Here is a 23,507-nt window from a genome sequence, read left to right as displayed (position 1 = left end):
TAGATAGATGAATAGGGAACAACTCATGTCAAATCTGGAGCAACAGCTTAGCAAATATGCAGCTTACCACTTAAATCATAAAAATATTTTGACGCATTTTATCGGTATTCCGCTCATCGTGTTTTCAATTTTATGTTTAACTGCGAGAGCTGGAGTCGATATTGGCAGTTTTAAACTGACTTTAGCTATAGTGTTGATTGCAGCGAGTTCAATTTATTATTTCTTTTTGGATAAAGTTTTTGGCGTAATTATGCTGATTCTTTTAGCCGCTGTGTATCCACTGGCGAGCCAAATTGCTCAATTATCCTTAGGGCAATGGTTAGCAGCAAGTATTGGATTCTTTGTGGTGGGTTGGGTCTTTCAGTTTGTTGGGCATTATTTCGAAAAGAAAAAACCAGCTTTTGTTGATGATGTAATTGGACTTGCGATTGGGCCGTTATTTGTATTGGCAGAATTTATATTTATGCTAGGTTTTAGAAAACCTTTGCATGCGCGTATTTTACAAGAGGCGCGTAGTAAACGAGAGACGATGGATTTAAATCATTAACAATCAAAAAAGCCCCAATATGTTGGGGCTTTTTTTTAAAGCTTTAACTTACACGTTAAAACGGAAATGCATTACATCGCCATCTTGAACAACGTAAGTTTTTCCTTCTAAACGCCATTTACCAGCTTCTTTAGCGCCGTTTTCACCGTTGTATTGTACGAAGTCATCATATGCAACAACTTCAGCACGGATAAAGCCTTTTTCGAAGTCAGTATGAATCACACCAGCTGCTTGAGGAGCGGTTGCACCAACTTTTACTGTCCATGCACGAACTTCTTGTACACCAGCAGTGAAATAAGTCTGTAAACCTAAAAGTGCATAACCGGCACGAATAACCACATTTAAGCCCGGTTCTTCCATGCCCATTGCTTCTAAGAATTCAGCACGATCTTCATCTTCTAATAATGAAATTTCAGCTTCGATTTGGTTGCAAAGAGGAACAACAATCGCGTTTTCTTCAGCCGCAAGTTTTTTAACTGCGTCTAAGTGTGGGTTGTTTTCAAAACCATCTTCTGCAACGTTTGCAATATACATAGTTGGTTTTAAAGTCATTAAACCAAAACCACGAACTAATTTACGTTCGTCATCAGACAAATCAGCCGCGCGAGCTGGTTTACCTTCGTCAAGTAATGGTTGGATTTTTTCTAAAACTGCTTTAGTCGCTACAGCTTCTTTGTCACCGCCTTTAGCAACTTTAGTTAAACGTAAAATTGCTTTAGCAACAGTCTCAAGGTCTGCAAGCGCAAGTTCAGTATTGATAGTTGCGATGTCGTCTAATGGATCAATTTTACCATTAACGTGAATCACGTTTTCGTCTTCGAAACAACGTACCACATGAGCGATTGCATCAGTTTCACGAATGTTAGCAAGAAACTGGTTACCCAAACCTTCGCCTTTTGATGCACCAGCAACAAGACCTGCAATGTCCACAAATTCCATAGTGGTCGGCAAAACACGCTGAGGGTTAACAATTGCAGCAAGTTTATCTAAACGTGGATCTGGAACAGGAACAATACCTGTGTTTGGTTCAATGGTACAGAAAGGGAAGTTTTCCGCTGCAATCGCTGCTTTCGTTAATGCATTGAAAAGGGTAGATTTCCCTACGTTTGGCAGACCAACAATACCGCAATTAAAACCCATGAAAACCACTCACAAATGTGTAAATTAAAAATTGTCGCTGATTTTACATGAAAGCCATGACAAAGTCATGGCTAGAGCAGGGTTGTATTGCTTTTAAACTTTACGTTTATCAAGTTGCTGGGCTAATGCATCACCAGTTGCTTGTACTAACATGACTAAAACAATGAGCACAAAAATTACAGCCAACATAATTTGCATATCAAAACGTTGATAGCCATAACGATAAGCAATGTCTCCTAGACCACCTGCACCAATAGCACCAGCAATCGCAGAAGAGTTAATCATAGTCACAATAGTCACGGTAAAGCCTGCCACAATACCTGGCAAAGCCTCTGGTAAAAGCACATGCCAAATAATTTGTTTACGGTTACAACCCATGGCTTGTGCAGCTTCAATTAAGCCTTGATCGACTTCACGTAAGCTGACTTCTGCAATACGAGCAAAGAAGGGAATTGCCGCAATCGTCAATGGAACAACGGCTGCCCAAACGCCATAACTTGTACCCACAATCCAGCGAGTAAGCGGAATAAGCGCAACCATTAAAATAAGAAATGGGACGGAGCGAGTAATGTTAATGACCCAACCTAAAGCCTGATTAATCTTTTGCGAGGGGTGAATGCCGTGCTCAGAAGTGCTGACTAAAACAACAGCAATAGGTAAGCCAATTAAAAAAGCAATAAATGCAGATGCACCTACCATAAGTAAGGTATCTACAGTTCCAGTAATTAATAAATCAATGAGCTGGTCGTGCATAGCCAAGTACCTCAAATTGTGCAATTGCAGTTGATGCATCTTGTCGTATAGATGAAAGATCAATTTCTACGTTAGGAATACCGACTAAAAGTGAACCAATAATGTGCCCTTGAATGGTATCGACCTGACTTTGATATAAATTGACGGGTGCTTTAAATCTAGCAAGTAGCTCTTGTATATCTGGAACCTGATGTGCTTCAGCTTCATATTTCAGTTTTACAATAATATGAGTTGAATCTTCATCGGGTAGAGGACTGATTTTAAAAGGCAGAGTGATCTGCTCTAGGTTTAACAACTCTTGGGTAATTTGTTGCTCTGGTCGTGAAAATACAGACCAGACTTGTCCAGCTTCTACAATTTCACCTTGGTCAATCACCACGACTTGATCACAAATTTCTCGAATGACCTGCATTTCGTGAGTAATTAATACAATAGTAAGACCCAGCTCCTGATTAATCTTTTTAAGTAAAGCCAAAATAGTGGCGGTACTTTCAGGGTCAAGTGCTGAGGTTGCTTCATCACAAAGTAAAATTTCTGGGTGGTGAACAAGTGCACGTGCAATACCGACGCGTTGCTTTTGTCCGCCCGAAAGTTGTGATGGATAATGACCAGACTTATCTGCAAGACCTACGAGTGCCAGAACTTCATTTACACGTTGGTCGATATCTGCTTTGTTGTAATTGGAAACTTTTAAAGGCAATGCCACATTTTCCCAGACCGTTTTTGCAGACATTAAATTGAAATGTTGAAAAATCATTCCAATTCTTTGACGGGTTTGAATAAGCTCGGAATGGCTCAATTCAGCAATGTTTTGTTGATGGATATGAATGCTGCCAGTATTTACTTGTTCTAAGCCATTTAAAGTGCGGAGTAAGGAAGATTTTCCAGCACCACTTTTACCAATAATGCCTAAAATCTTACCTTGAGGAATATCAAGGTTAATCTCTTTTAAAGCATGCAGTTTTTGACCCTGCGATTGGTAAAACTTATTTAAACCACGAATTTTGATATGAGGTAGAGAAAAATCAACTTGTGATCCAAAACTCACCATTGCCATTCTCCTTATTTCCAGCCTTGAAACCACATACCTTTACCAAAGTCTTTATCCAGAATGTCTTGTGCTTGTTTTGAGTTCTGGAATGCTTTAACAAAGGTTGCAAGTTTTTGGTTTTTATCTTGGTAATCGCGACGGGTCACAAACAAAATTGCATATTTTTTATCGATTGGATCTAAAAATAATGCGCTATGTGGGTCGGTTACCTTTGCCATTTTTAAGTAGTGAGGGAAGCCGAAAATTAAATCGACATCGTTATATGCATGTGCTGTCTGTGGTCCTTCAACTTCAACGAAGCTCAGCTGTTTAGGATTAGCAATAATGTCTTGAGTGGTTGAAAGCTCATTATTAATGTCTTTAAGCTGAATTAAACCTGCACGATGTAATAAAATTAAAGCACGGGCTAAATTGACTGGATCGTTTGGAATAGCAACACGTGCATTTGAAGGTAAGTCTTCAAGTGATTTATATTTTTTTGAATATAAACCCACATGACTTCCTGAGCCCACGGCAAATGCATGTAAGTCATAACCCGTTTCTTTTACAGCATTACGTAGAAATACGCTTTGCTGGAAAAAGTTTGCATCAATATCACCGTTTTGTACGGCAACATTTGGTGCTCGCCAGTCAGAAAATTCAACGAGTTTGACATGAACGCCTTGTTTTTCTACTTCATTGGCAACACTTTGTAATAACTCAGCATACGGTGGACTAATGCCAATCGTTAAAACATCATCGGCTTGTTTATTTTTAATATAACGGTAACCGACGAGACCCAGAACTACGATAATTATCGTAATTCCGAGTAACCAAGGCTTATGCTGTTTGAACTGAATCGCCATAATCTTTCCGTTATTACTTCCAGCCAGGGAACCAAAGTTTTGGCCCAATCTCAGCATCTAACACAGCTTTAACTTTTGGCGAGTTTTGATAGATCTCAACAAATTTCTTCAATTTGTCGCCCTTGTCCTGATAGTCGTCACGTACTACAAACAAAATGGCATAACGTTTATTGGTATTGTCATCAAGTAAAAGTGCACTATCAGGGTCAGCTGTTTTTGCTAAGCGCAAGTAGTGTGGGTAGCCAAATGCCAAGTCAACATCATCAATTGCACGAGCAGTTTGTGGTCCTTCAACCTCAATGAATTGCAAGTTTTTAGGGTTTGAAACAACATCTTTAAGTGCAGATAAATGGTTGTTTGAATCTTTAAGCGTAATTAATTTAGCTTGCTGTAAAAGTAGTAGGGCACGACCTTGATTCACTGGATCATTTGGAATGACTACACGTGCGTTTTGTGGCAATTCATCAAGGCTTTTATATTTCTTTGAATAAAGTCCCACATGTGATGCTGCACCTACTGCAAATGCTTTTAATTTAAAGCCAGTTTCTTTAATTGCATTGTCTAAGAAAGGTTGATGCTGGAAAAAGTTGGCATCAATATCCCCATGATTTAAAGTAATATTTGGTGTGTTCCAGTCAGAAAACTCAACCAGTTTTACATTTAAACCTTGTTGCTTTGCTTCATCGGCAGCAGCTTGTAAAGTTTTTGCAAATGGTGGACTAATACCAATCACGAGTTCATTTGAGCCACTTTGACGGTGTTTATTCCAAAAGAATAAAGCAACAAAAAGGACTACAACGACTAAGCCTACGCCTAGCCATTTCTTAGAGGCTGTTTGAGCCATGTCTATCTCCAAATTTAAGCGGTTATTTCTTCAATTGTTGTTAGGTTTTTGCTGTTGTTATAGGGACTACATCGGAACGCTTGAACAGGGTGTTGTTTTGGTAATTGATCACCCCGATTAAAAATTTTGTTCCGCAGTGAACCCGTTTTATATGCAGTTTTATAACGACCACGTTGTTGTAGCTCAGGAATAACCAAGCGAATAAAGTCGTGGTGAGACTCAGGTGCAACTGTACGTGTCAAATTAAAGCCATCAATATCTGTTTCATCTAAAAGATGAATTAAGTATTCAGCAACTTCTTCGCCACTGCCCACGATGAGGGGATAACGACCACCTAGGACATGCTGAGCTTTTAAGTCATTTTTCGTGATTCGTTGCTCTTTAAATTTTTCGGTAATCGAAACAATACTGTTACTTTTTTGATAAGGAATCGCTTCATCGTCGGCAAATTTACTTAAGTCGATGCCAGTTGAACTCGCATAATGCGCTAAGCCAGCTTCAGGACTTGCATATTGACGATATTCATTAAGTTTTTGTACAGCGAGATCATGTGTTTCGGCAACAACAACGGTTATACCGACAAAGACTTTAATGTCATCCGCTGAACGGCCTTGCTGTTCTGCAAGAGCACGAATCTTTTTCACTTGTTCACGTATTTTTTCGGGTTTGTCGCCGCCAATAAATACACACTCAGCATGACGAGTCGCAAACTGCATACCTTTGGGTGAAGCACCTGCTTGAAATAGTGTCGGGGTGCGTTGCACAGAAGGAGACACCTGAAACACACCTTCACTCTGATAATATTTGCCGTGGTGGTGAATCGTATGCACTTTAGATGGGTCTGTAAAAACACGCTGTAATTTATCTTTTTTAACTGCGTCATTTTCCCAAGAACCTTCCCAATATTTATAGCAAAGTTCTAAAAATTCTTCGGCTTGTTCATAGCGAGCATCGTGGTCTTTTAAACCTTTTTGACCAATTAAGCGTTCCGCACTATCTAGATAACCTGTCACGATATTCCAGCCAATACGACCTTGAGTTAAATGGTCAAGACTCGCAAAACGGCGGGCAAATTGATATGGATGCTCATAGCTTAAGTTCACAGTGACTCCAAAACTTAAGTTTTGAGTGACTGCCGCCATTGCTGAAATGAGTGTAGACGGGTCATGGCTCGGAAGCTGAATGGACTCTTTTAAAGTCAGATCAATACCATTTTGATAGACGTCATATACACCTGTAATGTCTGCAATAAACAAACCATCAAATAAACCACTTTCTAAGGTTTTTGCTTGTTCTGTCCAATAACTGAGTTCGTTAAAACGATGTGATTCATCACGTGGATGTGTCCATAACCCATGATTGATATGTCCAACACAGTTCATATCAAAAGCATTGAGTAAAATTTCTTTCGCTTTAAAATCTGCCATTACAGTGTCCCCCGACGAGGTGGTAGAACACCGTTAAGCACATAGTTCCCAATAAAGTAATATTTCCATCGTGCGGCATCATGCAACGTATGCACACGTGCATTGCGCCAGAAACGGTCTAGACCATCGTGTGACTGACTACCACGGCTTCCTGCAAGTTCAATCAGCTTAGAAGATGCTTTGAGTGCGATATCGCTACTATGAGCACGTACTTTGGCCACATCAATTGAAGCTTTTGCAATGCTTTCAGGTGTGGTTTCAATTTTTGCGGCATCAATTGATTGAGCTGCCTGTTTTAATAACACTTCACTTGCCCGTACATCTACAGCAATGCGTCCTAATTCATAAATCGTTAAAGGATCTTGGTTTGCCGTTTCTACATTTGAATCAATCCATGGGCGGGCCTGATGCACTCTTTGCAAGCTTTCTTCAAAGGCTGCACGTGCAATGCCTACTTCAATTGATGCATGCATAATTTGGGCAAAAGGGCCCACTAAGGTTGGTTGTAAAAATGCAGTATCAAAAGGAATAACATCATCTGCATCGACAAAAACTTGATCAAATTTAACCGTACCGCTACCTGTGGTTTTCTGCCCAAAGCCAGACCAGTCATCAACAAGTTTTAATCCTTGTGAACCACTTTTTACAAAGGCTAAATACTCTCGGCCTGCATCATCTAAAACTAAGGTTGGAATACGGTGAGCAAATAAACTTCCTGTGCAGTAAAACTTTTCACCCTGAATGAGATATCCATTTTCGTGAGGACGGATATTGGTTTGTTTGTGGGTTGAAGTTTTGGTTTTAAACTCAGCAAGTGCATTACCAAAACGAGTGCCATTTAGCACTTCGCCATATAAACGTTGTTTTTGAGCTTCTGTGCCTGTATTGCGCAATACTTCTAAGGCATAGAAATGGTTTTGTGGAATTTGTCCAATTGAACCATCTGCACCGCTTAAAAGAGCAATCACTTTAGCAACTGTATGACTTGAAACTTCGGCACCACCATATTGCTTTGGTACTGTAATTGCCCAAAGCCCTGATTGGCTCAATGCATCGATTTCGGTATACGGTAGAATTCGCTTAGAGTCTCGCTCAACTGCAGTTTTTTTAAATTGCTCAGCAAATTGTTTTGCAATTTCTAAAGCTTCCGCATCATTTTGAATAATATGTGCTTGGCCTGATGCCGATGTTTGTTTGGTTTGAACCGATTGATATGAAGTCATGACAATTTCTCCTTAAATCCAGGCATGGCGGGCAGGGAAATGACCATTAAGGTAATAATTGCCAATGGCATGTAATTTCCAGCGAACAGGGTCGTGTAAAGTATGTACACGGGCATTTCGCCAATGTTGATCTAAATTATGTTGGCTTAGGCTTGAGCGACTTCCACCAAGTTCTAATAATTTTTCAGAGATTTGTAGAGCCGCATCATTGGCATAGACTTTCGCTTCGGCAACCAAGATCGAAGCTTTTGCTACCTGTTCGTCAGTCACATTTTCAAGTTGGTCAAGTTCATCTAAATATTCAGCAGCTTCATCAAGCAGTAAAATTGCAGCATCGAGCAAAATATTTAACTTACCTACTTCTTGCAGGGTGTAATGTTCAAAGCTGGCTTTTTCAACATTTGCATCAATAATTGGGCGTGCTTTATGAATAGTTGATAACGTGTCATCAAATGCAGCTTCTGCAATCCCGACATCAATAGCAACTTGTAATAACTGAGAATAAGCACCGCGATAGGTAGGGGTTTGTGTCAATAAGCGTTCATCAAAAATGAGTTCCGGATTAACTTCAACTTGATTTAATTTAACTGTACCACTCGCTGTCGTACGTTGCCCAAAACCATTCCAGTCATTAATGACTTCAATACCTTGAGCTTCTCGGTTAACAATGATTAAAACAACATGACCTTCGGGATGAACCGCTTTAATTGCGAGCCAATGCGCAAAACTTGTTCCAGTCGAATAAAATTTTTCACCGTTTAAAATGTATTTACCGTTTTCAATGGTAAGCGTGGTTTTTAGTGTTTTTGAGTCATGTGTATTACGCTCTGGACCCCCGTTAGCAAGACGTTTGCCTGCTAATATTTCTGAAAAGATAAATTGTTTTTGTTGTTCTGTACCCAAGATTTCGATGAGGTTTAACAGGCTAATCTGATTTTGTGGAATTTGACCAACATTGGCGTCGCCTTTACTTAAAATACGGAAAACTTGAGCCAAAGTTTTATTGGAAACAAAAGCACCGCCATATTTTTTTGCAATGCGAATTCCGCCTAAACCTTTTTGGCTAAAGCTTTCGATTTGCTCATGCGGTAATAAGCGTTGTTGATCACGTGTATTACGACCCTCTAAAGCAAAATCAGCCACTTGATAAGCAGCATTAATCGCTTGTTGATCATTTTGAATGACTTGGACGTATCCCGTCGTTTTAGATAGAGAATTAGACATAATGACACCTTGTATTGCTGTCATTACCTTACAAAAGAAATATTTTTCCACTAAACGAGGACTTATGCTCAGCTTATGAATAAAAATGCAAAGCACTTTTTTTGATTTTTAATAGATAAATATAGATATAGAAAAATATTAAAAATCAATTAATTATGCATTTTGTTTACTAAATGAATTACTAAAGTAGTTTCAATATGAAAAAGAGCTATAAGTACGGTAAAAAAAGATATAAAAAATATAGACCTAACTGTCAGTGAAAAATGAGCACAATATCCATTGTTTTCATTAAAAATAGCTTCTAAAGTATCTATTTACCGAAGACGATTTTTGTACGAATAGTCAAATAAAAATAAACGTGGAGATTTTATGCGGGTTTTGTATCAGTTTCCTTTATCTCATTATTGTGAAAAAGCTCGCTGGTTGTTAGACCATAAAGAACTTGATTACGTTGCACATAATTTGATTCCTGGCTTTCATCGTGCTTTTGCACAACTCAAAACAGGGCAAAATTTATTGCCAATTTTGAAAGATGACCATCGCTGGATTGCTGAATCAACCAAAATTGCACTTTATCTGGATGATACCTATCCAGAACATGCACTTTTACGCCGTGATGAGCAACTTAGACAGCAAACACTTAAGATTGATAGTTTGGCAGATGAACTGGGTGTACATGTACGTCGTTGGGCGCTTGCCCATACTTTAGCCCATGGCGACCATGCTCTAGAGATTATGATGGGCGAACAAGGTTACTTGCGCCAGTTTGAAAAAATATCAAAACCTTTCCTCAAGACTTTAGTAAAGAAGAACTATAAGCTTGAAGGGGAAGTGGTGAGCCAGTCAAAAGAGCGTATGGATGAACTCATCAGTGAGTTGAATCAGTACCTCATTGAAAACCAAGCACGTTATATGGTTGGAGACCGCTTAAGTCTCGCTGATATTTCGGTGTGTTCTATGCTTGCACCTTTATTAGAAATAAAAGGTACGCCATGGGAACCCGAAGAGGATGAAGAGGTATCGCCAGAGTGGAGCAATTATCAAAAAAGTTTACTTGATTTGCCGCTTGGACAATATGTTTTAAGAATTTATCAAACTGAAAGAAATGCACGGGTTGATTGGCGAGGCATTTAATCTATAGGTTTTATAAAAAGGCTCGAAATAAATCGGGCCTTTTTTCTCATATTCCCAAAAACATTTTAATTGTAAAAATATTACTATCAATTTTATAAATGGGTTTTATTACAACATTTATAAATATTATTTTGATGCTTTATCTTCTTTTTTAGAAAAATAATCTGCTTCGGTCTAACTGTTTAATAAGTTTAATTTTTCTTTTTATCAAGATAGTAATCTTTTTCTAAAAACAGTTTTTAGAAAAATTTAAGCCACTTTATTGTGCATGTGTTTACATTGTAATCAATAATTGCCACATTTAAGTGTAAATAGATAAGCTTAATAATAGACAGAAGATTAAAACTTAGATTAAAGTAGAAACATGTGAGCAGTTTTAAAGGTATTAATTCTGCGAAACAGATGAATAATAAGTGAAGCAAATGGATGGAGTCCTGCTTGGAAAAGTTGGCTCGATAATTGCAATTTAATAATAAATCGCTCTATTTCTCTATAAGAATGATTTTGTAGACAAATAGAGAGAATGATCATCAAGGAGTTCTTATGAAACGTTCTGCAACCTCTCTCATTGTTTCAACAGTTATGCTTTGTACGGTTGGTGCTACTTCTCAAATTCAGGCAGCAGATACATTAGCTAAAATTAAAAGTACTGGAAAAATCGTTATTGGTCACCGAGAATCATCCGACCCAATTTCATACGTTGTTGGAGGTAAACCAGTAGGTTATGCAGTCGACATTTGTAACCAGTTCGCAAATGATATTAAAAAAGAATTGAAAATGCCTGGTTTAAAAGTTGAATACAAGGCAGTCACTTCATCAACACGCATTCCTGAGCTTTTAGCCGGCAATATTGATATGGAATGTGGTACCACTACAAACTCTAAACAGCGTCAGCAACAAGTTGGTTTTTCAACGAACTACTATGCAACAGAAGTGCGTATGGCTGTTAAAGCAAACTCTGGTATTAAGAGTCTAGCTGATTTAAATGGTAAAGCAGTGGTAACGACTCAAGGTACAACATCAGACAAGTACATTAAAATGAATGAAAAAGGTCAGTCACTTAATGTACAAAATATTTATGGTAAAGACCATTCTGACTCATTTGCCATGATGGCATCTGGTCGTGCTGCAGCATTTGTAATGGATGACAATATCTTAGCTGGTCTAATTGCCAAGTCATCTACACCAAAAGCATTTGCAATTGTAGGGCCAGTACTTTCGTCAGAACCTTATGGCATCATGATTGCAAAAGATGATCCAAAATTTAAAGCAATTGCCGACCGTACCGTAAATAATTTATGGAAAACTGGTCAAATGGACGCTTTATATAAGAAATGGTTCTTATCGCCAATCCCACCAAAAAATACTAATTTGAACATGCAACCAAGTTCATCTTACAAAAAACTTAAAGCTCACCCAACAGATGCAGGAATCTAACCAGATCCTTTTGTCCTAAATTTACTTAAGCAAGTGAAAGCTCACTTGCTTAAGCGGTCTATTTTCCTAAAGATATTCATTTAAGGGGCAAACATGTCAGTCGGCTCGCTAAACTGGACTATATTCTGTGCGGAGTCTAATGAATATGGTGTCGATAAAGCCGCATGGGCAGAATCAGTCTGTAGAGTAATTGGTAGCTCAAGCTACAATGCTCATGCAGAAGCGCCCACATGGTTACAAATGTTAGGTTCAGGCGTCTTTACTATGGTTTGGACAGCTGTTATAGCCTTTCTTATCGCATTTTTATTAGGTTCTCTCCTAGGGGTAATTCGTACATTACCCAACAAACCTCTCGCATTTATTGGCAATTGTTACGTTGAAATTTTCCGTAATATTCCACTTATTGTGCAGCTATTCTTCTGGGCATTTGTTTTTCCGGAATTTTTACCGGACAGCTTAAGTGCAGGTAGTGGGGATGTAGTTGCTGGTGGATGGTGGAAAAATATTTTAAATCAGCAACCTGCGGTTATTGGTGTTTTTGCATTAGGTCTCTACACGGCTGCGCGTGTATCTGAGCACATACGTGCCGGTATTAATACTGTTTCAACAGGACAAAAATTTGCTGCTTCCGCAGTAGGTTTTACCACTGCGCAAAGCTATCGTTATGTCATTTTACCTGTTGCATATCGCACTGTTTGGCCAACGATTACTTCTGAAGCAATGAACGTTTTCAAAAACTCAGCTGTTTTATATGCTTTGAGTGTTTTGAACTTCTTCGCTTATACAAAAACCATGCGCGAAGAAACTTCTCAGGACATCATTATTCTTATTCTCTCTACACCTGTTTATTTAATCATTACGTATAGCATTAAATTTATCATGGCATGGATTGAGAAACGAATGGCTGTACCTGGCTTAGGTTCGGGAGGGAAGTAATTATGGATTTTTCTTTATTACATAATCCTGACGTGATCGCGGCACTCAAAGAAGGTTTTGTTTTTACCCTTACTGTGACTGTATTGGCGATGCTGGGCGGTATCCTAATCGGGACCCCATTGGCAATGATGCGTTTATCAAGCAATGCCATCGCAAGTAATTTCGCAAAATTTTATGTCGATCTGTTTCGTGGTATTCCATTAATTCAGGTCATCTTTATTTTCTACTTTTTATTGCCAAAAATATTTGAGTTTCAATCGGATACATATTGGGGACCGTTGTTCTCGAGTGTTGTGACTTTTGCTATTTTTGAGGCTGCATTTTTCTCGGAAATTGTACGTTCAGGCATCCAGTCTATTTCAAGAGGTCAGGTAAATGCAGGTTACGCGCTAGGTTTTACCTATGGTCAATCAATGCGCTATGTGGTTTTACCTCAAGCCTTTCGCAATATGCTCCCAGTATTGTTAACTCAAACAATTATTTTATTTCAGGACATCTCATTAGTTTATGTAATTAGTGCACCAGACTTTTTAGGTCGTGCAGATACATTGGCTAATACGTATGGTCCTGAAACGAAAGCAACATTCTATTTGATCGTCGGTGTAGTGTACTTCTGTAGTTCGTTTGTGCTGTCGCAATTAGTCAAACGCTTACAGAAAAAAATTGCCATCATTCGCTAATTGGAGATTTTAAATGCCAATGATAGACATCCAACATATCTCTAAATGGTATGGTGATTTTCAGGTTTTAACAGATTGCACGACGAGTATTGAAAAAGGTGATGTCGTTGTTGTTTGCGGACCGTCTGGTTCAGGAAAATCAACACTCATTAAAACAGTAAATGCGTTAGAACCATTTCAGCAAGGCGATATTATTGTTGATGGTGTTTCTCTGAAAGACCCAAAAACAGATCTTGCTAAATTCCGTTCACGGGTGGGAATGGTCTTTCAACACTTTGAACTTTTTCCGCACATGACTGTTTTGGAAAATCTAACAATTGCTCAAGTTAAAGTGTTAAAACGTTCAGTTGCCGATGCGCGTGCAAAAGGTCTGAAATATTTAGAGCGTGTAGGTTTGCTTGCGCATAAAGATAAGTTTCCGGGCCAATTGTCTGGTGGGCAGCAGCAGCGTGTAGCAATTGCGCGTGGTTTGTCCATGGACCCAATCTGTATGTTGTTTGATGAGCCAACTTCTGCACTTGATCCAGAAATGGTCGGTGAGGTACTTGAAGTGATGGTGCAACTTGCACATGAAGGCATGACCATGATGTGTGTTACACATGAAATGGGTTTTGCTAAAAGAGTATCTAACCGTTTAATTTTTATGGATGAAGGTAAGATTTTAGAAGACTGCCCAACCCATGAATTTTTTGAAAATTTAGATGCTCGTCACGAGCGTGCTAAACTTTTCTTAGAAAAAATTCAAGCTATGCACTAATACTGTTAATAAAAAAGAGCCTTTTTAAAGGCTCTTTTTTTACATCTAATTTTTAGAAATTATATTTTGCCAATAAGTTGATGCGAGAGTAATCACCCTTATCACCCGCGAAAGTTTCTCGCTGGCCATATGTATATTCTGCACCTAAATCAATATTTTTAACTGGATTCCAGATTAAGTTAACTAAGGCATTATAAATTTCTTTGTTATAGCTGGTACTGGTTAAATTGCTGTTGGCATAGACGCTATCATCTTTATATTGAATACCGCCTATTGCAAAAGTAGAGCGGAGAATTGGACTCCATTTTCGTTGATAGCCAATAACAGCACTATCAAATTCACCTAAATTAATGTCCTGTGTTGTTGTGTCATAGGCATAAGCAGAATTGCTATAAGATAAATAGCGGCCATCTCCTTTAACATGATAGTAATTAGCCACCAAGCTATCTTGAGGAGTTAAATCATATTTACCACCAATGCCTACACCCCAACCAAATTTTTCTTCAGAAGCGCTATCTTTGGGCGCTACACGGTTTTCATGGGCAAGACCATGTAATTGAAATAAGCCTTTATTGTCTGCAGTTTTGAAGTCATATCGTGTGGTTAATGCAGGAAAGCGGCTTCCGCCAGCAGCATTACTCACTTTTTCAACATCACCACCTTCTAAAGCAACTAATATTTTCTGTTGGGCATTAATCGGTTGAGTGTAACGAACCTGTACCGTACGCGTAGTACCTGTTCCAACTGCACCAGTAAAATCCAGTGTTTCTGGCGATGTATCAGTATTTACAAAAGGTGAAGTCGTTTGACCGGCTAACCATTTGCCTAAAGACATATAGGCATGGCGAACACGGAATGTACCATTGCCATTGTCGCCATTTCCACCCATAAAATCGGCTTCAATTTTACCGGTTAAATCACCGTATTGAGTAGGCCGAGTAATATCTAAACCAATTCGTGAAGTTGCAGCAGATACATTTAATGAATCTTGTCTTGGATCATCTTTGTTTAAAGGGTAGTTCGCTGCATTTGAAATGCTTCCATTTGAACCTTTAAAGTCATAGGTTGCATCTGCGCGGACACTACCATAAAGCTTAACTTGGGTTTGCCCATCCGCCATAGCCATCCAACCTGGTTTTGATGCAGGAGTGGTAGAAGGAGCTGGTGTTACAGGAGGGGTAGCTGGAGCACTGACTGATAAAGCTGTTTTTTGTTGATCAGATAGTTTTTGGACGAGTTGTTTTAAATCATTTACTTCATTACGTAATGCATTAACTTCAGCATCTGTGGCTGCGTGAACAGACATTGTCACGCTAGTTACGCCTAAAGTACTCATAGCTAGTACTAATGTTTTGATCTTATTCACAGGAACTCCCCGACATGGATAAAAATTTTCCTGCAAATACATAACAATAATAATGCCAACTTTAAGAATTTAGAAAAATAGTCAAATATCTATGATTATCATTGGCCTATCTTCAAATAGTAGTGTGAGTAAGAGCCTATATTGAAAAAAATAAATGAGAGTGTGAAATTGACTCTCTAAAATGCGCCCTATGCTCCACTATTTGCACAGTTAAAATGCATGACTGCAATAAAATGTGTAAAAGAAATAAACGTTTTAGCTATTTTTAAACCTTTGTATTTTAAATGCAGTGGAGTTGTATAGGGTATACTGTCCTCACTGTAAAATTCTGGCTGGAGATAACAATGGAGTTGGACCGTTTTGATAAACAAATTCTAGAAATTTTGTCTCATGAAGACTTAAATTTGAATGAACTTTCAGAACGGATCAATCTGTCAGTCAGTTCCGTGCATCGCCGGATTAAGCATCTAATTGAAGCCAACGTTATGGGGCAGCTCAAAAGGGAAATTAATTTTAGTAAACTCGGATTTACCTTGCACATTTTATTGCAAGTTTCATTGAGTAAACATGACACTGAAACATTTGATAAATTTCTTTCAGAAATAGAAGCAATTCCAGAAGTGACCAATGCATTTCTAGTGACAGGGCAAAGTGCCGATTTTATTTTGGAACTTGTAGCGCGCAACATGGATGACTACAGTGAAATTTTATTAAGACGTATTGGAAAAATTGACAATGTGGTTGCTTTGCATTCCAGCTTTGTGATTAAAGAATATAAAGTTTTTAACTGTTATAACTTACTCAATAAACTATAAAAAAACGCACCATTGGGTGCGTTTTTTTAATTCAAATGTTTGATTTAGGCATCAAGTTGAGCCAAAACCTCATCTGTGAACTCAACGTTAGTATAAACGTTTTGCACATCATCAAGGTCTTCAAACATATCAATCATTTTAAGAATTTGTTTTGCTTGATCAACATCATTAATTTCAGCTTTGGTTGATGGACTCATAACCACTTCTGCGTTGTCAGATTTTAAACCAGCAGCAGTAAGAGCATCTTGAACTTCACCAAAAGTTTCTGGTGAAGTGATGACCAAAATTTGATCTTCAGAAATTTCAATATCTTCAGCGCCAGCTTCTAAAGCAACTTCCATGATCTTGTCTTCTAAAGACACATCTTCAAAAGTGATTTCACCACGTTTAGTAAATAGGTAAGCGACAGAACCGGCTGTACCTAAGTTACCATTTGTTTTACTAAAACAGTGACGTACATCTGGTACTGTACGGTTTAAGTTGTCTGTCATTGTTTCAACAAGAACAGCAACACCGCCAACACCATAACCTTCGTAAGTTACTTCTTTTAAATCATCATTATCTTCACCACCGGCACCACGTTGGATGGCACGGTTGATGGTGTCACGTGTCATGTTAACTGAAAGAGCTTTTTCAACTACTGCACGCAGACGAGGGTTACTAGCAGCATCTCCACCGCCAAGTTTGGCAGCAGTCACAATTTCACGAATATATTTAGTAAAAACTTTACCGCGACTTGCATCTTGTTTCGCTTTACGATGCTTAATATTGGCCCATTTAGAATGACCCGCCATGGACGTGAACTCCAAAAAAAGAAAATGCAAAAGTGCTGGAATATTAGCATAGGCTTGGTTTTGTTGAAAACTGTTGCCCTGCGTTTTGTTAGCCAATTGAATCAGAATAATAAGCTTCACGCCTAATGAATGATATTAGGCCGAATCAAGTCCAATTTGATTTAGTTAATTTTGACGTCTATGTCAAATTGCGCATATAGCTCTTTAATGGTTTCCAAATCTTTTTGTAAGTCTGTTGGGTAAATTTTGCCTAGAATCCCGCCTTGTTTGCTTCGCGCATTGGCATACATGAGTACAATCGGAACATTAGCTGCTTTCGCAATATGCCAAAAACCTGTACGGATAGGTTTGCGTTCAGAGCCATCTTTTGCACGAGTAGCTTCCGGAGCAATAACCAAGTTAAAAGTTTCATGGTTCTGAAATTGCTCAACCATTTGAGAAACAATATCTTTACTCGCTTTACGGTCAACGGGAATGCCACCAAGTTTTTCTAAAATTGGTTTAAGAGGACCCTTAAAAAGTTCCTTCTTTATTAAAGTATGAATCTTGATGTCTAAAATTTGGAAGAGAGCAATAGATAGCACTGCATCTAGGTTTGAGGTATGTTCAAAGCCAATAATAACTTGTTTTTTCTCAAGAATTTCTGGATCTACATTATAGGTCCAACCAGCGGCTTTAAAGATAGAGTTACCTAGAAATTTTTTCATAGATCAGTGCAAGGTGATAAATTTTCAGGATTCTAATATGAGTTTGTAAAAAAGCCTAGAGAAATTATGCAAGCTAAAGTAGAGCATTAAAAATTAAGCTTATCTAAGCTATAGAAGGTTTAAAAAAGTTCTTTTTATTTTTCTTTCAAACCTAATATTAAAATAATAGACTTAGATAATTTTAATATTTAAGATACCGGCTGAGGTATCTCTTCATTAATTAAATATTTAATATATTGCCAAATTTTTTCAGCATTAATCAGAGTCTTATCTGTTGTTCCATCAATAATCATCCCATCAATAATAGAAATAATGATGTGAGTAAGTGGAGTAGGGTTTTCTATACCTAATAGAGTGAGCTGTTCTTTTAATAAATTCGTCAGCCACTTCGTATATTCGTAAAATGGTTCACGAATTGAAGTATATTGTTTAGATACTTCAATAAATGCTTTTTTAAATAAACATCCATTAAATGTTTCGCTATTGATCCATTCAATATACCAATTAAAAATAATATGAATTTTCTCAAGTGGGTTAGCATCTTGACGTAAACTTAATTGTTCATTAATTGAGTTTTGAATATTTACATTTCGATGTTGCAAACACTCCATAATTAAATTTTCCTTTGAAGGAAAATATTTATAAAATGTCATCTTTGCAACATTAGATTCAGCAATAATACGGTCAACACCAGTAGCATTGTAGCCAATCTGATTAAATAAATTTAAAGCAGTATTTATAATATCTTCTTTTTTTGACATTACTATTCCATATAGTTCGAACTAATTATAACTTAATCTAAAAAATTAAAATTTTAATAGCAATTATCATAATAAAAAAAGGGATTTGATTCAAGTTTATATTGTGATAATGATTATCATTAACTAAAGTTTTTTTTAATTTTATATTTGATTTCGTAAGATTTTAATTCTAATATTGATTGATGAGGGAACATGTTTAAATATTAATTTAAGTCATTGTTTTTATAATAAAATATGTAAAAAACGATCAGGCTTCAATAAGTTTAACGAGAGTGAATATGCCTAAGAAATTTGAAAATTTTAATAATCCAAGAAAGAAAGCACTCGCAGGAATGAAGCAAAGCATTTCAGCCGAACTATGGCAAAAAAATTCAGACTTTTTGACTAGTTTAAGAGCAAAAATTGCTAAACATGCAGTGTCACATCATCCTGCAATTGAGATTTTAAATAATGGAGAAATTAATAAAGAAAATTTAAAAAAAATTCACTTGGAATATCGCCATGCAATTGTGCAAACCTTTACCGACGCATTGCTCATGGCTCAGTTTCAGACTAAACAATTAGAGCCAAGATTGCATGCTGGCGCGAAAATGTTTCCGCGTTTTCTTTTAAGCCTAAATATTTTTGATGAGTTTGGATTTCGTCCAGGTTTAGACAAAGATGGTTATTATCAGGGAAATCCTGAATATGCTCACTATCCTTTATTTGAAGACGTATTAAATGATTTCGGTATTACGGAAGAAGATCGTCTGACTTATCAGCCGACTAAAATTGCAGATCAGGTTAGAGTATTTTTAGAAAATGCTTATGATGACTATATAGCTGTTTCAGCTTTATTGGCAGTCGCAGAAGAAGAGGTCATTCTTTATAGTCCACCTTTACGTAAAGCGACGAAAGCCGTAGGTTTAGAGGTTGAAGGTGGTGGTTATTATCATGTACATGGTATTTCTGAAGATGAAAGTGCCGAAGCCGCAGATGATGATCATGAAGAAGATTTATGGTATGTCTTGATGCAAGCTTGCACAGAAGAAGATTATAACTATATCGAAAGGTTATGCTTAGAGTATTGTGATTTATGGGAAAAATTTTGGGATGCTCAATTAGAAAATACAGAACTTAAGCGCAAGCAAATCTTAGCTTAATTGATGGAATAGAAATATTCAGCACAAGAAGAAAAATTATTTTAAAAAAGTTAAAGTTTGGAAATAAAAATATATTTTAAAATTTGATAATTAAATTTTAAGTATTATTTATAACGGTGAACCATATTTTGTTTGAATACATATTAAAAAACCCCATAAACTTTTTGGTTTATGGGGTTTGTATTTGGTGGGCCCACACAGACTTGAACTGTGGACCAACGGATTATGAGTCCGCTGCTCTAACCAACTGAGCTATAGGCCCTATAAGTCAGAAAAGCTTTTAATCTCAAGGCTTTTCAGTGCGTGCAATACTAATCAATTTTTTAATTAAACACAAGTCATTTTCTAAAGTAGACACCTAGTAGTCTCAAAAAATATTGTGTTATTTTGGTTAAATATTACAAGCGACCGTGATTCTAGCGCATGAGTACTTCACGAGTAAAGTGAACTAAGTTATTTATCGATCAATTAGAACTTATTCCAGCCAGAAGTTTATATTGATATAGTTTTAATTGCCTATGTGGTTCAAAACATTAATTCTTTTAAACTACAAATTGCTTAAAATGTAACCATAACGAGAGGTTTTTTGAATAATACTGAAAATATTAGGTTAAGTAAGCTTAAGGAAAATAGTAGAGGATAAGCTGATTTGTGAATATATTACGCACAATTTATAAATTTCGATCGTTATTATTTAAATAATGTCTATGAAGGGGTTTATAATAAAAATAATTCAGAAAATTATATTTATAGAGTTACTAACTCTCTTGGGATATTGAGACCTATTCATCTAATGAGAATATTTCTTTATAATTTAATAAATATATGAATAAACTTGGAAAGTTTTGTTCGAATAGTTAAGTTAGAACACATAATTAATACTCTAACAATAAGAATAAAAAATGATAATATTTATAGGATTAATTTTATTTTTACTGTTGATTAAGGAATTTCTTCAATTCTTAGAAGAATAAAATAGGATCGTAGAATTATACATAGAGTATTAAAATTCAAATTATTTAAAAATAATAAATCTCTATATATGATGAATGAAGCTTTAAAGATAAAAACAAAAAGTAATGACTGAAATTAGACTCATCTTATAATCTATCTGATTAAAAAATTAGCAATTTTAGTGGAAAAGTTGGGAGTTTTTATCATCGAAATTTCTTTCTTTTACTCATGTGTTTTCTATATAAAACTTAAAACGTGATATTCTTCACATAGAGTACAAATGATTGTATTTTATTAATTTTATTCTTGACTAAAATGCTAGGTTTTAATAAAGTATAAATGTATTTTTCCAAAATAAAAAACTATTGCTTAGTCCTGAAATACAGTAAAAAGCCTGCTTTTTTAAGTAGGCTTTTTGCTTTCTGTAATATTGAGAAAAATAGGGCAGAACAGTAAGTTCAATTTTTAAAGTAGGTATATATAACCAGTAATAAAACTATAAAAAGAGATCAGGTGTGCTCAGAGCTAAAGCATAAAAGTTATAAATTTTCTTGAATAATTTGGATGAGTTCTCGAGCTGCTTTAGATAGGGGGCGATCTTGAAGCCAAATTAAGTAAATGGAGAGAGGTAAGTGATTTTTAGTATTTTTAAAATCTAAAAGAACTAAATGACCTTGATCGATTTTTTCTTGTACTAATGATAAAGGGAAATTCCCCCAACCAAGCCCTGCTTCAACCATATTAATTGCTGTTTGGAGGCTATTCGTTTTCCAGTACATTGCACCAATAATTGAACGGGAATCTGTCATTTCATGGTCACTACTCGCCACTACAATTTGTCTAATATTGATTAACTCTTCAATAGACAGCTGCTTTGTTTTTTCTTGGACAAGACTATGACTAGATGAAATAGTGGCAACTACTGTTTCAGTCATGACCAATTGCAGATTTTCACGCATTTTTATATTTAGGTCTGAGCCAGCTAAGCAAAGACTAATTTCTTCCGTATAAAGTAAATTGACGATGTCATCTTGAGGGGCCGTAATAACCTCAATATTAAGTAAGGGGAATTTATCGGCTAATTTTTTTATTGAATAGAATAATAGTTTGGTATTTACATCTGAGACCACACCAATACGTAATTTACTTTCAAGCCCTAAAGAAAGCTCATGGGCATGAGTGCTAAATAGCCTAAGCTGTTCAGAAATAATTCGTGCCTGAGGTTCCAAAGCTAATGCTGTAGCGGTTGGAATAACTTTGCGAGGGGTACGTTCAAATAAGATATAACCCAATTCTGCTTCTAGATTGGCAACGGCCATACTCACGGCTGAAGGGACTCGATTTAGTTTACGGGCAGCCGCAGAGAAAGATCCCGTATCTAGTACTGTGATGAAGAGTTCAATATTTTCACTATTAAAATTCATTTTGATATCAGTTGAACTGAAAGCTATTAACTTTATATATGATTTTGACTGAAATTAAAATATAAAGAATGAAGCAGAGTTTGTTGATTATGCAAGGTGTAAAACGTCGAATCGTATATGTTTCTTTTTATGAAGTCATTGGAATGATTATTTCATCAGTAGGGTTAGCTATTTTGGCAGGTGATAGTGTGGAACATACAGGACCACTTTCTGTCATGATTACGACCATAGCTGTAACTTGGAATTTTATCTACAATATTTTGTATGAGAAATGGGAAGCTAGACAAAGCAGTAATATCCGTACGGTTAAGCGTAGGGTTGGGCACGCTATCGGTTTTCAACTTACCTTAGTTTTATTTTTGATTCCTCTTATTGCATGGTGGATGGATATTTCACTCATTGCTGCCTTTTGGTTAGATCTGGCCTTTATTATCATTATTCCGATCTACACTTTTATTTTTAATTGGTGCTTTGATAAATTATTTGGACTACCTATTTCAGCACAGGGTAAAGCACTACAAGAATAGCCTTCAAATTACAGCAGTAAGCTATCAAGGTAGTCGACTTTGATAGCTTATTTAGTTTTGCTATTTGATTTGGTCAATGACTAATTGCTTTGAAAACTTGAGTTGAGCTTTTTTGGCGAAAATATAATAAATCAGTGCTGTAGAGATAAGCCCTACAAGCCACGATAAATCGATTCCCCCTAACATTGCTGCGATTTGACCTGTGTAGAATTTACTATCAATAAATGGAAGTTGAATCAAAATACCTAAAAAGTAGCAGGTAATATTGATATACGCTGAATTATCAGGAGACTTTCCCTTGGGAGATTCTAGGCAGCCAACTTATAAAAGTCTTCGGCCATTTGATTTGGTGTCTTAAAACCCAAACCCTTTTGAATTCTTCGATGATTATAAAATAACTCAATGTATTTTATAATATCTGCTTTGGCTTCTTCTCTGGTTTGATAGTTGTAATGATGCACTAACTCATTTTTCAGTATTCCCCAAAAGCTTTCAATCGGTGCATTATCGTAACAGTCTCCGCGCTTGCTCATTGAACCTTGAAAACCATATTGCTCAAGTATATTTCGATATTCCTGGCTGCAATATTGACTTCCTCTGTCTGAATGCACAATCAGTTCTTTGGTTGGTTTTTGATTGTGAATAGCCATATTTAGCGCATTACAAACAAGCTGTGTTGTCATGCGCTCATTTAAGCTATAGCCAACCACTTGCTTCGTGTAAAGGTCTTTTACCGCTGCTAAATACAGCCATCCTTCAACAGTCCATATGTACGTAATATCACTTGACCATGCTTGATTTGGTCTAGTCATTGAGAATTGTTGCTCCAGCAGGTTTTCATAGATCGCTCGATTATGGTCACTATTCGTAGTCCTTTTAAAACGCTTGTGTCGCTTACAATACAGGTGGTTCAGCGCTTTTATCTGACGTACAGCGTACATACTCATTTTTATACCCTGAGCTTGTAAGTATTTGGTTAATCGAATATAACCATAGCTCTGCTTTGTCTCCTCATGGGC

22 protein-coding genes, 1 tRNA gene and 2 pseudogenes are annotated in these 23,507 nt (G+C 36.8%); 9 read left to right on the top strand and 16 right to left on the bottom strand.

Features of this window, described 5'->3' with window-relative positions; translation table 11 throughout:
• The first annotated feature begins 25 nt into the window (after positions 1–25).
• Positions 26–547, top strand: coding sequence for an Mpo1 family 2-hydroxy fatty acid dioxygenase (locus ACINWC141_RS04075; protein WP_009388192.1), 522 nt, complete (start codon positions 26–28; stop codon positions 545–547).
• A gap of 48 nt (positions 548–595) precedes the next feature.
• Here the strand turns inward: ACINWC141_RS04075 and ychF are convergent, their stop codons facing one another.
• The 8 genes from ychF to ACINWC141_RS04035 all read right to left on the bottom strand — a co-directional run bounded on the left by ychF (position 596) and on the right by ACINWC141_RS04035 (position 9,078).
• Positions 596–1,687: a redox-regulated ATPase YchF gene (gene ychF / locus ACINWC141_RS04070; protein ID WP_009388206.1), complete on the bottom strand. Its 1,092-nt coding sequence runs from the start codon at positions 1,685–1,687 to the stop codon at positions 596–598.
• Positions 1,688–1,780: 93 nt separating this feature from the next.
• Positions 1,781–2,440, bottom strand: coding sequence for a methionine ABC transporter permease (locus tag ACINWC141_RS04065; protein ID WP_004792864.1), 660 nt, complete (start codon positions 2,438–2,440; stop codon positions 1,781–1,783).
• Entirely contained in the window at positions 2,421–3,497 is a 1,077-nt protein-coding gene (locus ACINWC141_RS04060) for a methionine ABC transporter ATP-binding protein (protein WP_081400008.1), read from the bottom strand. Before ACINWC141_RS04060 ends, ACINWC141_RS04065 begins: the two co-directional genes overlap by 20 nt.
• Before the next feature lie 5 nt (positions 3,498–3,502).
• A complete protein-coding gene (locus ACINWC141_RS04055; RefSeq protein ID WP_009388190.1) occupies positions 3,503–4,336 on the bottom strand; it encodes a MetQ/NlpA family ABC transporter substrate-binding protein in 834 nt (277 codons plus the stop codon).
• A 13-nt stretch (positions 4,337–4,349) separates the two neighbouring features.
• Positions 4,350–5,180 (bottom strand): MetQ/NlpA family ABC transporter substrate-binding protein, encoded by an 831-nt coding sequence (locus ACINWC141_RS04050; protein ID WP_005304526.1) that lies wholly within the window; start codon positions 5,178–5,180, stop codon positions 4,350–4,352.
• Between the two features lie 14 nt (positions 5,181–5,194).
• Positions 5,195–6,607 (bottom strand): LLM class flavin-dependent oxidoreductase, encoded by a 1,413-nt coding sequence (locus tag ACINWC141_RS04045; protein ID WP_009388205.1) that lies wholly within the window; start codon positions 6,605–6,607, stop codon positions 5,195–5,197.
• The gene (locus tag ACINWC141_RS04040) at positions 6,607–7,830 is read right to left on the bottom strand and encodes an SfnB family sulfur acquisition oxidoreductase (protein ID WP_009388220.1); all 1,224 of its coding nucleotides are present in this window, start codon (positions 7,828–7,830) and stop codon (positions 6,607–6,609) included. The genes ACINWC141_RS04045 and ACINWC141_RS04040 overlap by 1 nt, the downstream gene beginning before the upstream one ends.
• 12 nt (positions 7,831–7,842) lie before the next feature.
• Entirely contained in the window at positions 7,843–9,078 is a 1,236-nt protein-coding gene (locus ACINWC141_RS04035) for an SfnB family sulfur acquisition oxidoreductase (protein ID WP_081400007.1), read from the bottom strand.
• A gap of 345 nt (positions 9,079–9,423) precedes the next feature.
• On the opposite strand from ACINWC141_RS04035, the gene ACINWC141_RS04030 reads away from it, so the two are divergent.
• The 5 genes from ACINWC141_RS04030 to ACINWC141_RS04010 all read left to right on the top strand — a co-directional run bounded on the left by ACINWC141_RS04030 (position 9,424) and on the right by ACINWC141_RS04010 (position 13,998).
• Complete coding sequence (locus tag ACINWC141_RS04030) at positions 9,424–10,188, top strand: glutathione S-transferase family protein (protein ID WP_002050156.1); 765 nt, start codon at positions 9,424–9,426, stop codon at positions 10,186–10,188.
• Positions 10,189–10,731: 543 nt separating this feature from the next.
• On the top strand, positions 10,732–11,625 hold the full coding sequence (locus tag ACINWC141_RS04025) for an amino acid ABC transporter substrate-binding protein (RefSeq protein ID WP_002049815.1): 894 nt from the start codon (positions 10,732–10,734) through the stop codon (positions 11,623–11,625).
• 93 nt (positions 11,626–11,718) lie between these two features.
• Positions 11,719–12,561, top strand: coding sequence for an amino acid ABC transporter permease (locus ACINWC141_RS04020; RefSeq protein WP_009388318.1), 843 nt, complete (start codon positions 11,719–11,721; stop codon positions 12,559–12,561).
• 2 nt (positions 12,562–12,563) lie between these two features.
• Complete coding sequence (locus ACINWC141_RS04015) at positions 12,564–13,241, top strand: amino acid ABC transporter permease (protein WP_009388286.1); 678 nt, start codon at positions 12,564–12,566, stop codon at positions 13,239–13,241.
• Positions 13,242–13,254: 13 nt separating this feature from the next.
• Positions 13,255–13,998 carry an amino acid ABC transporter ATP-binding protein gene (locus tag ACINWC141_RS04010; RefSeq protein WP_009388231.1) on the top strand — a complete coding sequence of 248 codons (744 nt, stop codon included), beginning with the start codon at positions 13,255–13,257 and terminating at the stop codon, positions 13,996–13,998.
• 52 nt (positions 13,999–14,050) lie between these two features.
• On the opposite strand, the gene ACINWC141_RS04005 is transcribed toward ACINWC141_RS04010, so the two are convergent.
• Positions 14,051–15,364, bottom strand: a complete 1,314-nt coding sequence (locus ACINWC141_RS04005) for a DcaP family trimeric outer membrane transporter (RefSeq protein WP_204388691.1) — start codon at positions 15,362–15,364, stop codon at positions 14,051–14,053.
• A 344-nt stretch (positions 15,365–15,708) separates the two neighbouring features.
• Here ACINWC141_RS04005 and ACINWC141_RS04000 point away from each other — a divergent pair, with 344 nt between their 5' ends.
• On the top strand, positions 15,709–16,179 hold the full coding sequence (locus ACINWC141_RS04000) for an Lrp/AsnC family transcriptional regulator (RefSeq protein ID WP_009388204.1): 471 nt from the start codon (positions 15,709–15,711) through the stop codon (positions 16,177–16,179).
• 44 nt (positions 16,180–16,223) lie between these two features.
• Here the strand turns inward: ACINWC141_RS04000 and ACINWC141_RS03995 are convergent, their stop codons facing one another.
• The 3 genes from ACINWC141_RS03995 to ACINWC141_RS03985 form a co-directional block, all read right to left on the bottom strand.
• Positions 16,224–16,973, bottom strand: a complete 750-nt coding sequence (locus tag ACINWC141_RS03995; RefSeq protein WP_009388252.1) for a YebC/PmpR family DNA-binding transcriptional regulator — start codon at positions 16,971–16,973, stop codon at positions 16,224–16,226.
• Between the two features lie 161 nt (positions 16,974–17,134).
• The gene (locus tag ACINWC141_RS03990) at positions 17,135–17,680 is read right to left on the bottom strand and encodes a 1-acyl-sn-glycerol-3-phosphate acyltransferase (RefSeq protein WP_009388278.1); all 546 of its coding nucleotides are present in this window, start codon (positions 17,678–17,680) and stop codon (positions 17,135–17,137) included.
• A gap of 188 nt (positions 17,681–17,868) precedes the next feature.
• Positions 17,869–18,441 (bottom strand): TetR/AcrR family transcriptional regulator, encoded by a 573-nt coding sequence (locus tag ACINWC141_RS03985; RefSeq protein WP_009388282.1) that lies wholly within the window; start codon positions 18,439–18,441, stop codon positions 17,869–17,871.
• Between the two features lie 278 nt (positions 18,442–18,719).
• Here ACINWC141_RS03985 and ACINWC141_RS03980 point away from each other — a divergent pair, with 278 nt between their 5' ends.
• On the top strand, positions 18,720–19,583 hold the full coding sequence (locus tag ACINWC141_RS03980) for a heme oxygenase-like domain-containing protein (RefSeq protein WP_009388300.1): 864 nt from the start codon (positions 18,720–18,722) through the stop codon (positions 19,581–19,583).
• 185 nt (positions 19,584–19,768) lie between these two features.
• Here the strand turns inward: ACINWC141_RS03980 and ACINWC141_RS03975 are convergent.
• Positions 19,769–19,845, bottom strand: a tRNA-Ile gene (locus tag ACINWC141_RS03975).
• A 1,231-nt stretch (positions 19,846–21,076) separates the two neighbouring features.
• Positions 21,077–21,961 carry a LysR family transcriptional regulator gene (locus tag ACINWC141_RS03970; protein ID WP_009388294.1) on the bottom strand — a complete coding sequence of 295 codons (885 nt, stop codon included), beginning with the start codon at positions 21,959–21,961 and terminating at the stop codon, positions 21,077–21,079.
• Between the two features lie 89 nt (positions 21,962–22,050).
• On the opposite strand from ACINWC141_RS03970, the gene ACINWC141_RS03965 reads away from it, so the two are divergent.
• A complete protein-coding gene (locus ACINWC141_RS03965) occupies positions 22,051–22,488 on the top strand; it encodes a PACE efflux transporter (protein ID WP_009388270.1) in 438 nt (145 codons plus the stop codon).
• Between the two features lie 60 nt (positions 22,489–22,548).
• Here ACINWC141_RS03965 and ACINWC141_RS03960 read toward each other — a convergent pair.
• Together ACINWC141_RS03960 and ACINWC141_RS03955 are read right to left on the bottom strand one after the other, a co-directional pair.
• Positions 22,549–22,758: pseudogene (locus ACINWC141_RS03960) on the bottom strand (cytosine permease); the annotation flags it as partial.
• A 38-nt stretch (positions 22,759–22,796) separates the two neighbouring features.
• Positions 22,797–23,507, bottom strand: a pseudogene (locus ACINWC141_RS03955) (IS3-like element ISAba22 family transposase); the annotation flags it as partial.

This window comes from Acinetobacter sp. WC-141 (assembly GCF_000313935.1).
Classification (GTDB): domain Bacteria; phylum Pseudomonadota; class Gammaproteobacteria; order Pseudomonadales; family Moraxellaceae; genus Acinetobacter.
The sequence above is the reverse complement of the archived record's forward strand: the minus strand, read 5'-3'. Positions and strand labels throughout refer to the sequence as shown.

Bases quoted from the DNA above. Each gene is read 5' to 3' on its own strand.
- ACINWC141_RS04015 (WP_009388286.1), top strand. From the start codon at position 12,564: ATGGATTTTTCTTTATTACATAATCCTGACGTGATCGCGGCACTCAAA.
- ACINWC141_RS03980 (WP_009388300.1), top strand. From the start codon at position 18,720: ATGCCTAAGAAATTTGAAAATTTTAATAATCCAAGAAAGAAAGCACTC.
- ACINWC141_RS03995 (WP_009388252.1), bottom strand. From the start codon at position 16,973: ATGGCGGGTCATTCTAAATGGGCCAATATTAAGCATCGTAAAGCGAAA.
- ACINWC141_RS04075 (WP_009388192.1), top strand. From the start codon at position 26: ATGTCAAATCTGGAGCAACAGCTTAGCAAATATGCAGCTTACCACTTA.
- ACINWC141_RS03970 (WP_009388294.1), bottom strand. From the start codon at position 21,961: ATGAATTTTAATAGTGAAAATATTGAACTCTTCATCACAGTACTAGAT.
- ACINWC141_RS04010 (WP_009388231.1), top strand. From the start codon at position 13,255: ATGCCAATGATAGACATCCAACATATCTCTAAATGGTATGGTGATTTT.
- ACINWC141_RS04040 (WP_009388220.1), bottom strand. From the start codon at position 7,830: ATGACTTCATATCAATCGGTTCAAACCAAACAAACATCGGCATCAGGC.
- ACINWC141_RS04050 (WP_005304526.1), bottom strand. From the start codon at position 5,180: ATGGCTCAAACAGCCTCTAAGAAATGGCTAGGCGTAGGCTTAGTCGTT.
- ACINWC141_RS04065 (WP_004792864.1), bottom strand. From the start codon at position 2,440: ATGCACGACCAGCTCATTGATTTATTAATTACTGGAACTGTAGATACC.
- ACINWC141_RS04030 (WP_002050156.1), top strand. From the start codon at position 9,424: ATGCGGGTTTTGTATCAGTTTCCTTTATCTCATTATTGTGAAAAAGCT.
- ACINWC141_RS04060 (WP_081400008.1), bottom strand. From the start codon at position 3,497: ATGGCAATGGTGAGTTTTGGATCACAAGTTGATTTTTCTCTACCTCAT.
- ACINWC141_RS03990 (WP_009388278.1), bottom strand. From the start codon at position 17,680: ATGAAAAAATTTCTAGGTAACTCTATCTTTAAAGCCGCTGGTTGGACC.
- ACINWC141_RS03965 (WP_009388270.1), top strand. From the start codon at position 22,051: ATGCAAGGTGTAAAACGTCGAATCGTATATGTTTCTTTTTATGAAGTC.
- ACINWC141_RS04045 (WP_009388205.1), bottom strand. From the start codon at position 6,607: ATGGCAGATTTTAAAGCGAAAGAAATTTTACTCAATGCTTTTGATATG.
- ACINWC141_RS04025 (WP_002049815.1), top strand. From the start codon at position 10,732: ATGAAACGTTCTGCAACCTCTCTCATTGTTTCAACAGTTATGCTTTGT.
- ACINWC141_RS04035 (WP_081400007.1), bottom strand. From the start codon at position 9,078: ATGACAGCAATACAAGGTGTCATTATGTCTAATTCTCTATCTAAAACG.
- ACINWC141_RS03985 (WP_009388282.1), bottom strand. From the start codon at position 18,441: ATGTCAAAAAAAGAAGATATTATAAATACTGCTTTAAATTTATTTAAT.
- ACINWC141_RS04020 (WP_009388318.1), top strand. From the start codon at position 11,719: ATGTCAGTCGGCTCGCTAAACTGGACTATATTCTGTGCGGAGTCTAAT.
- ychF (WP_009388206.1), bottom strand. From the start codon at position 1,687: ATGGGTTTTAATTGCGGTATTGTTGGTCTGCCAAACGTAGGGAAATCT.
- ACINWC141_RS04055 (WP_009388190.1), bottom strand. From the start codon at position 4,336: ATGGCGATTCAGTTCAAACAGCATAAGCCTTGGTTACTCGGAATTACG.
- ACINWC141_RS04000 (WP_009388204.1), top strand. From the start codon at position 15,709: ATGGAGTTGGACCGTTTTGATAAACAAATTCTAGAAATTTTGTCTCAT.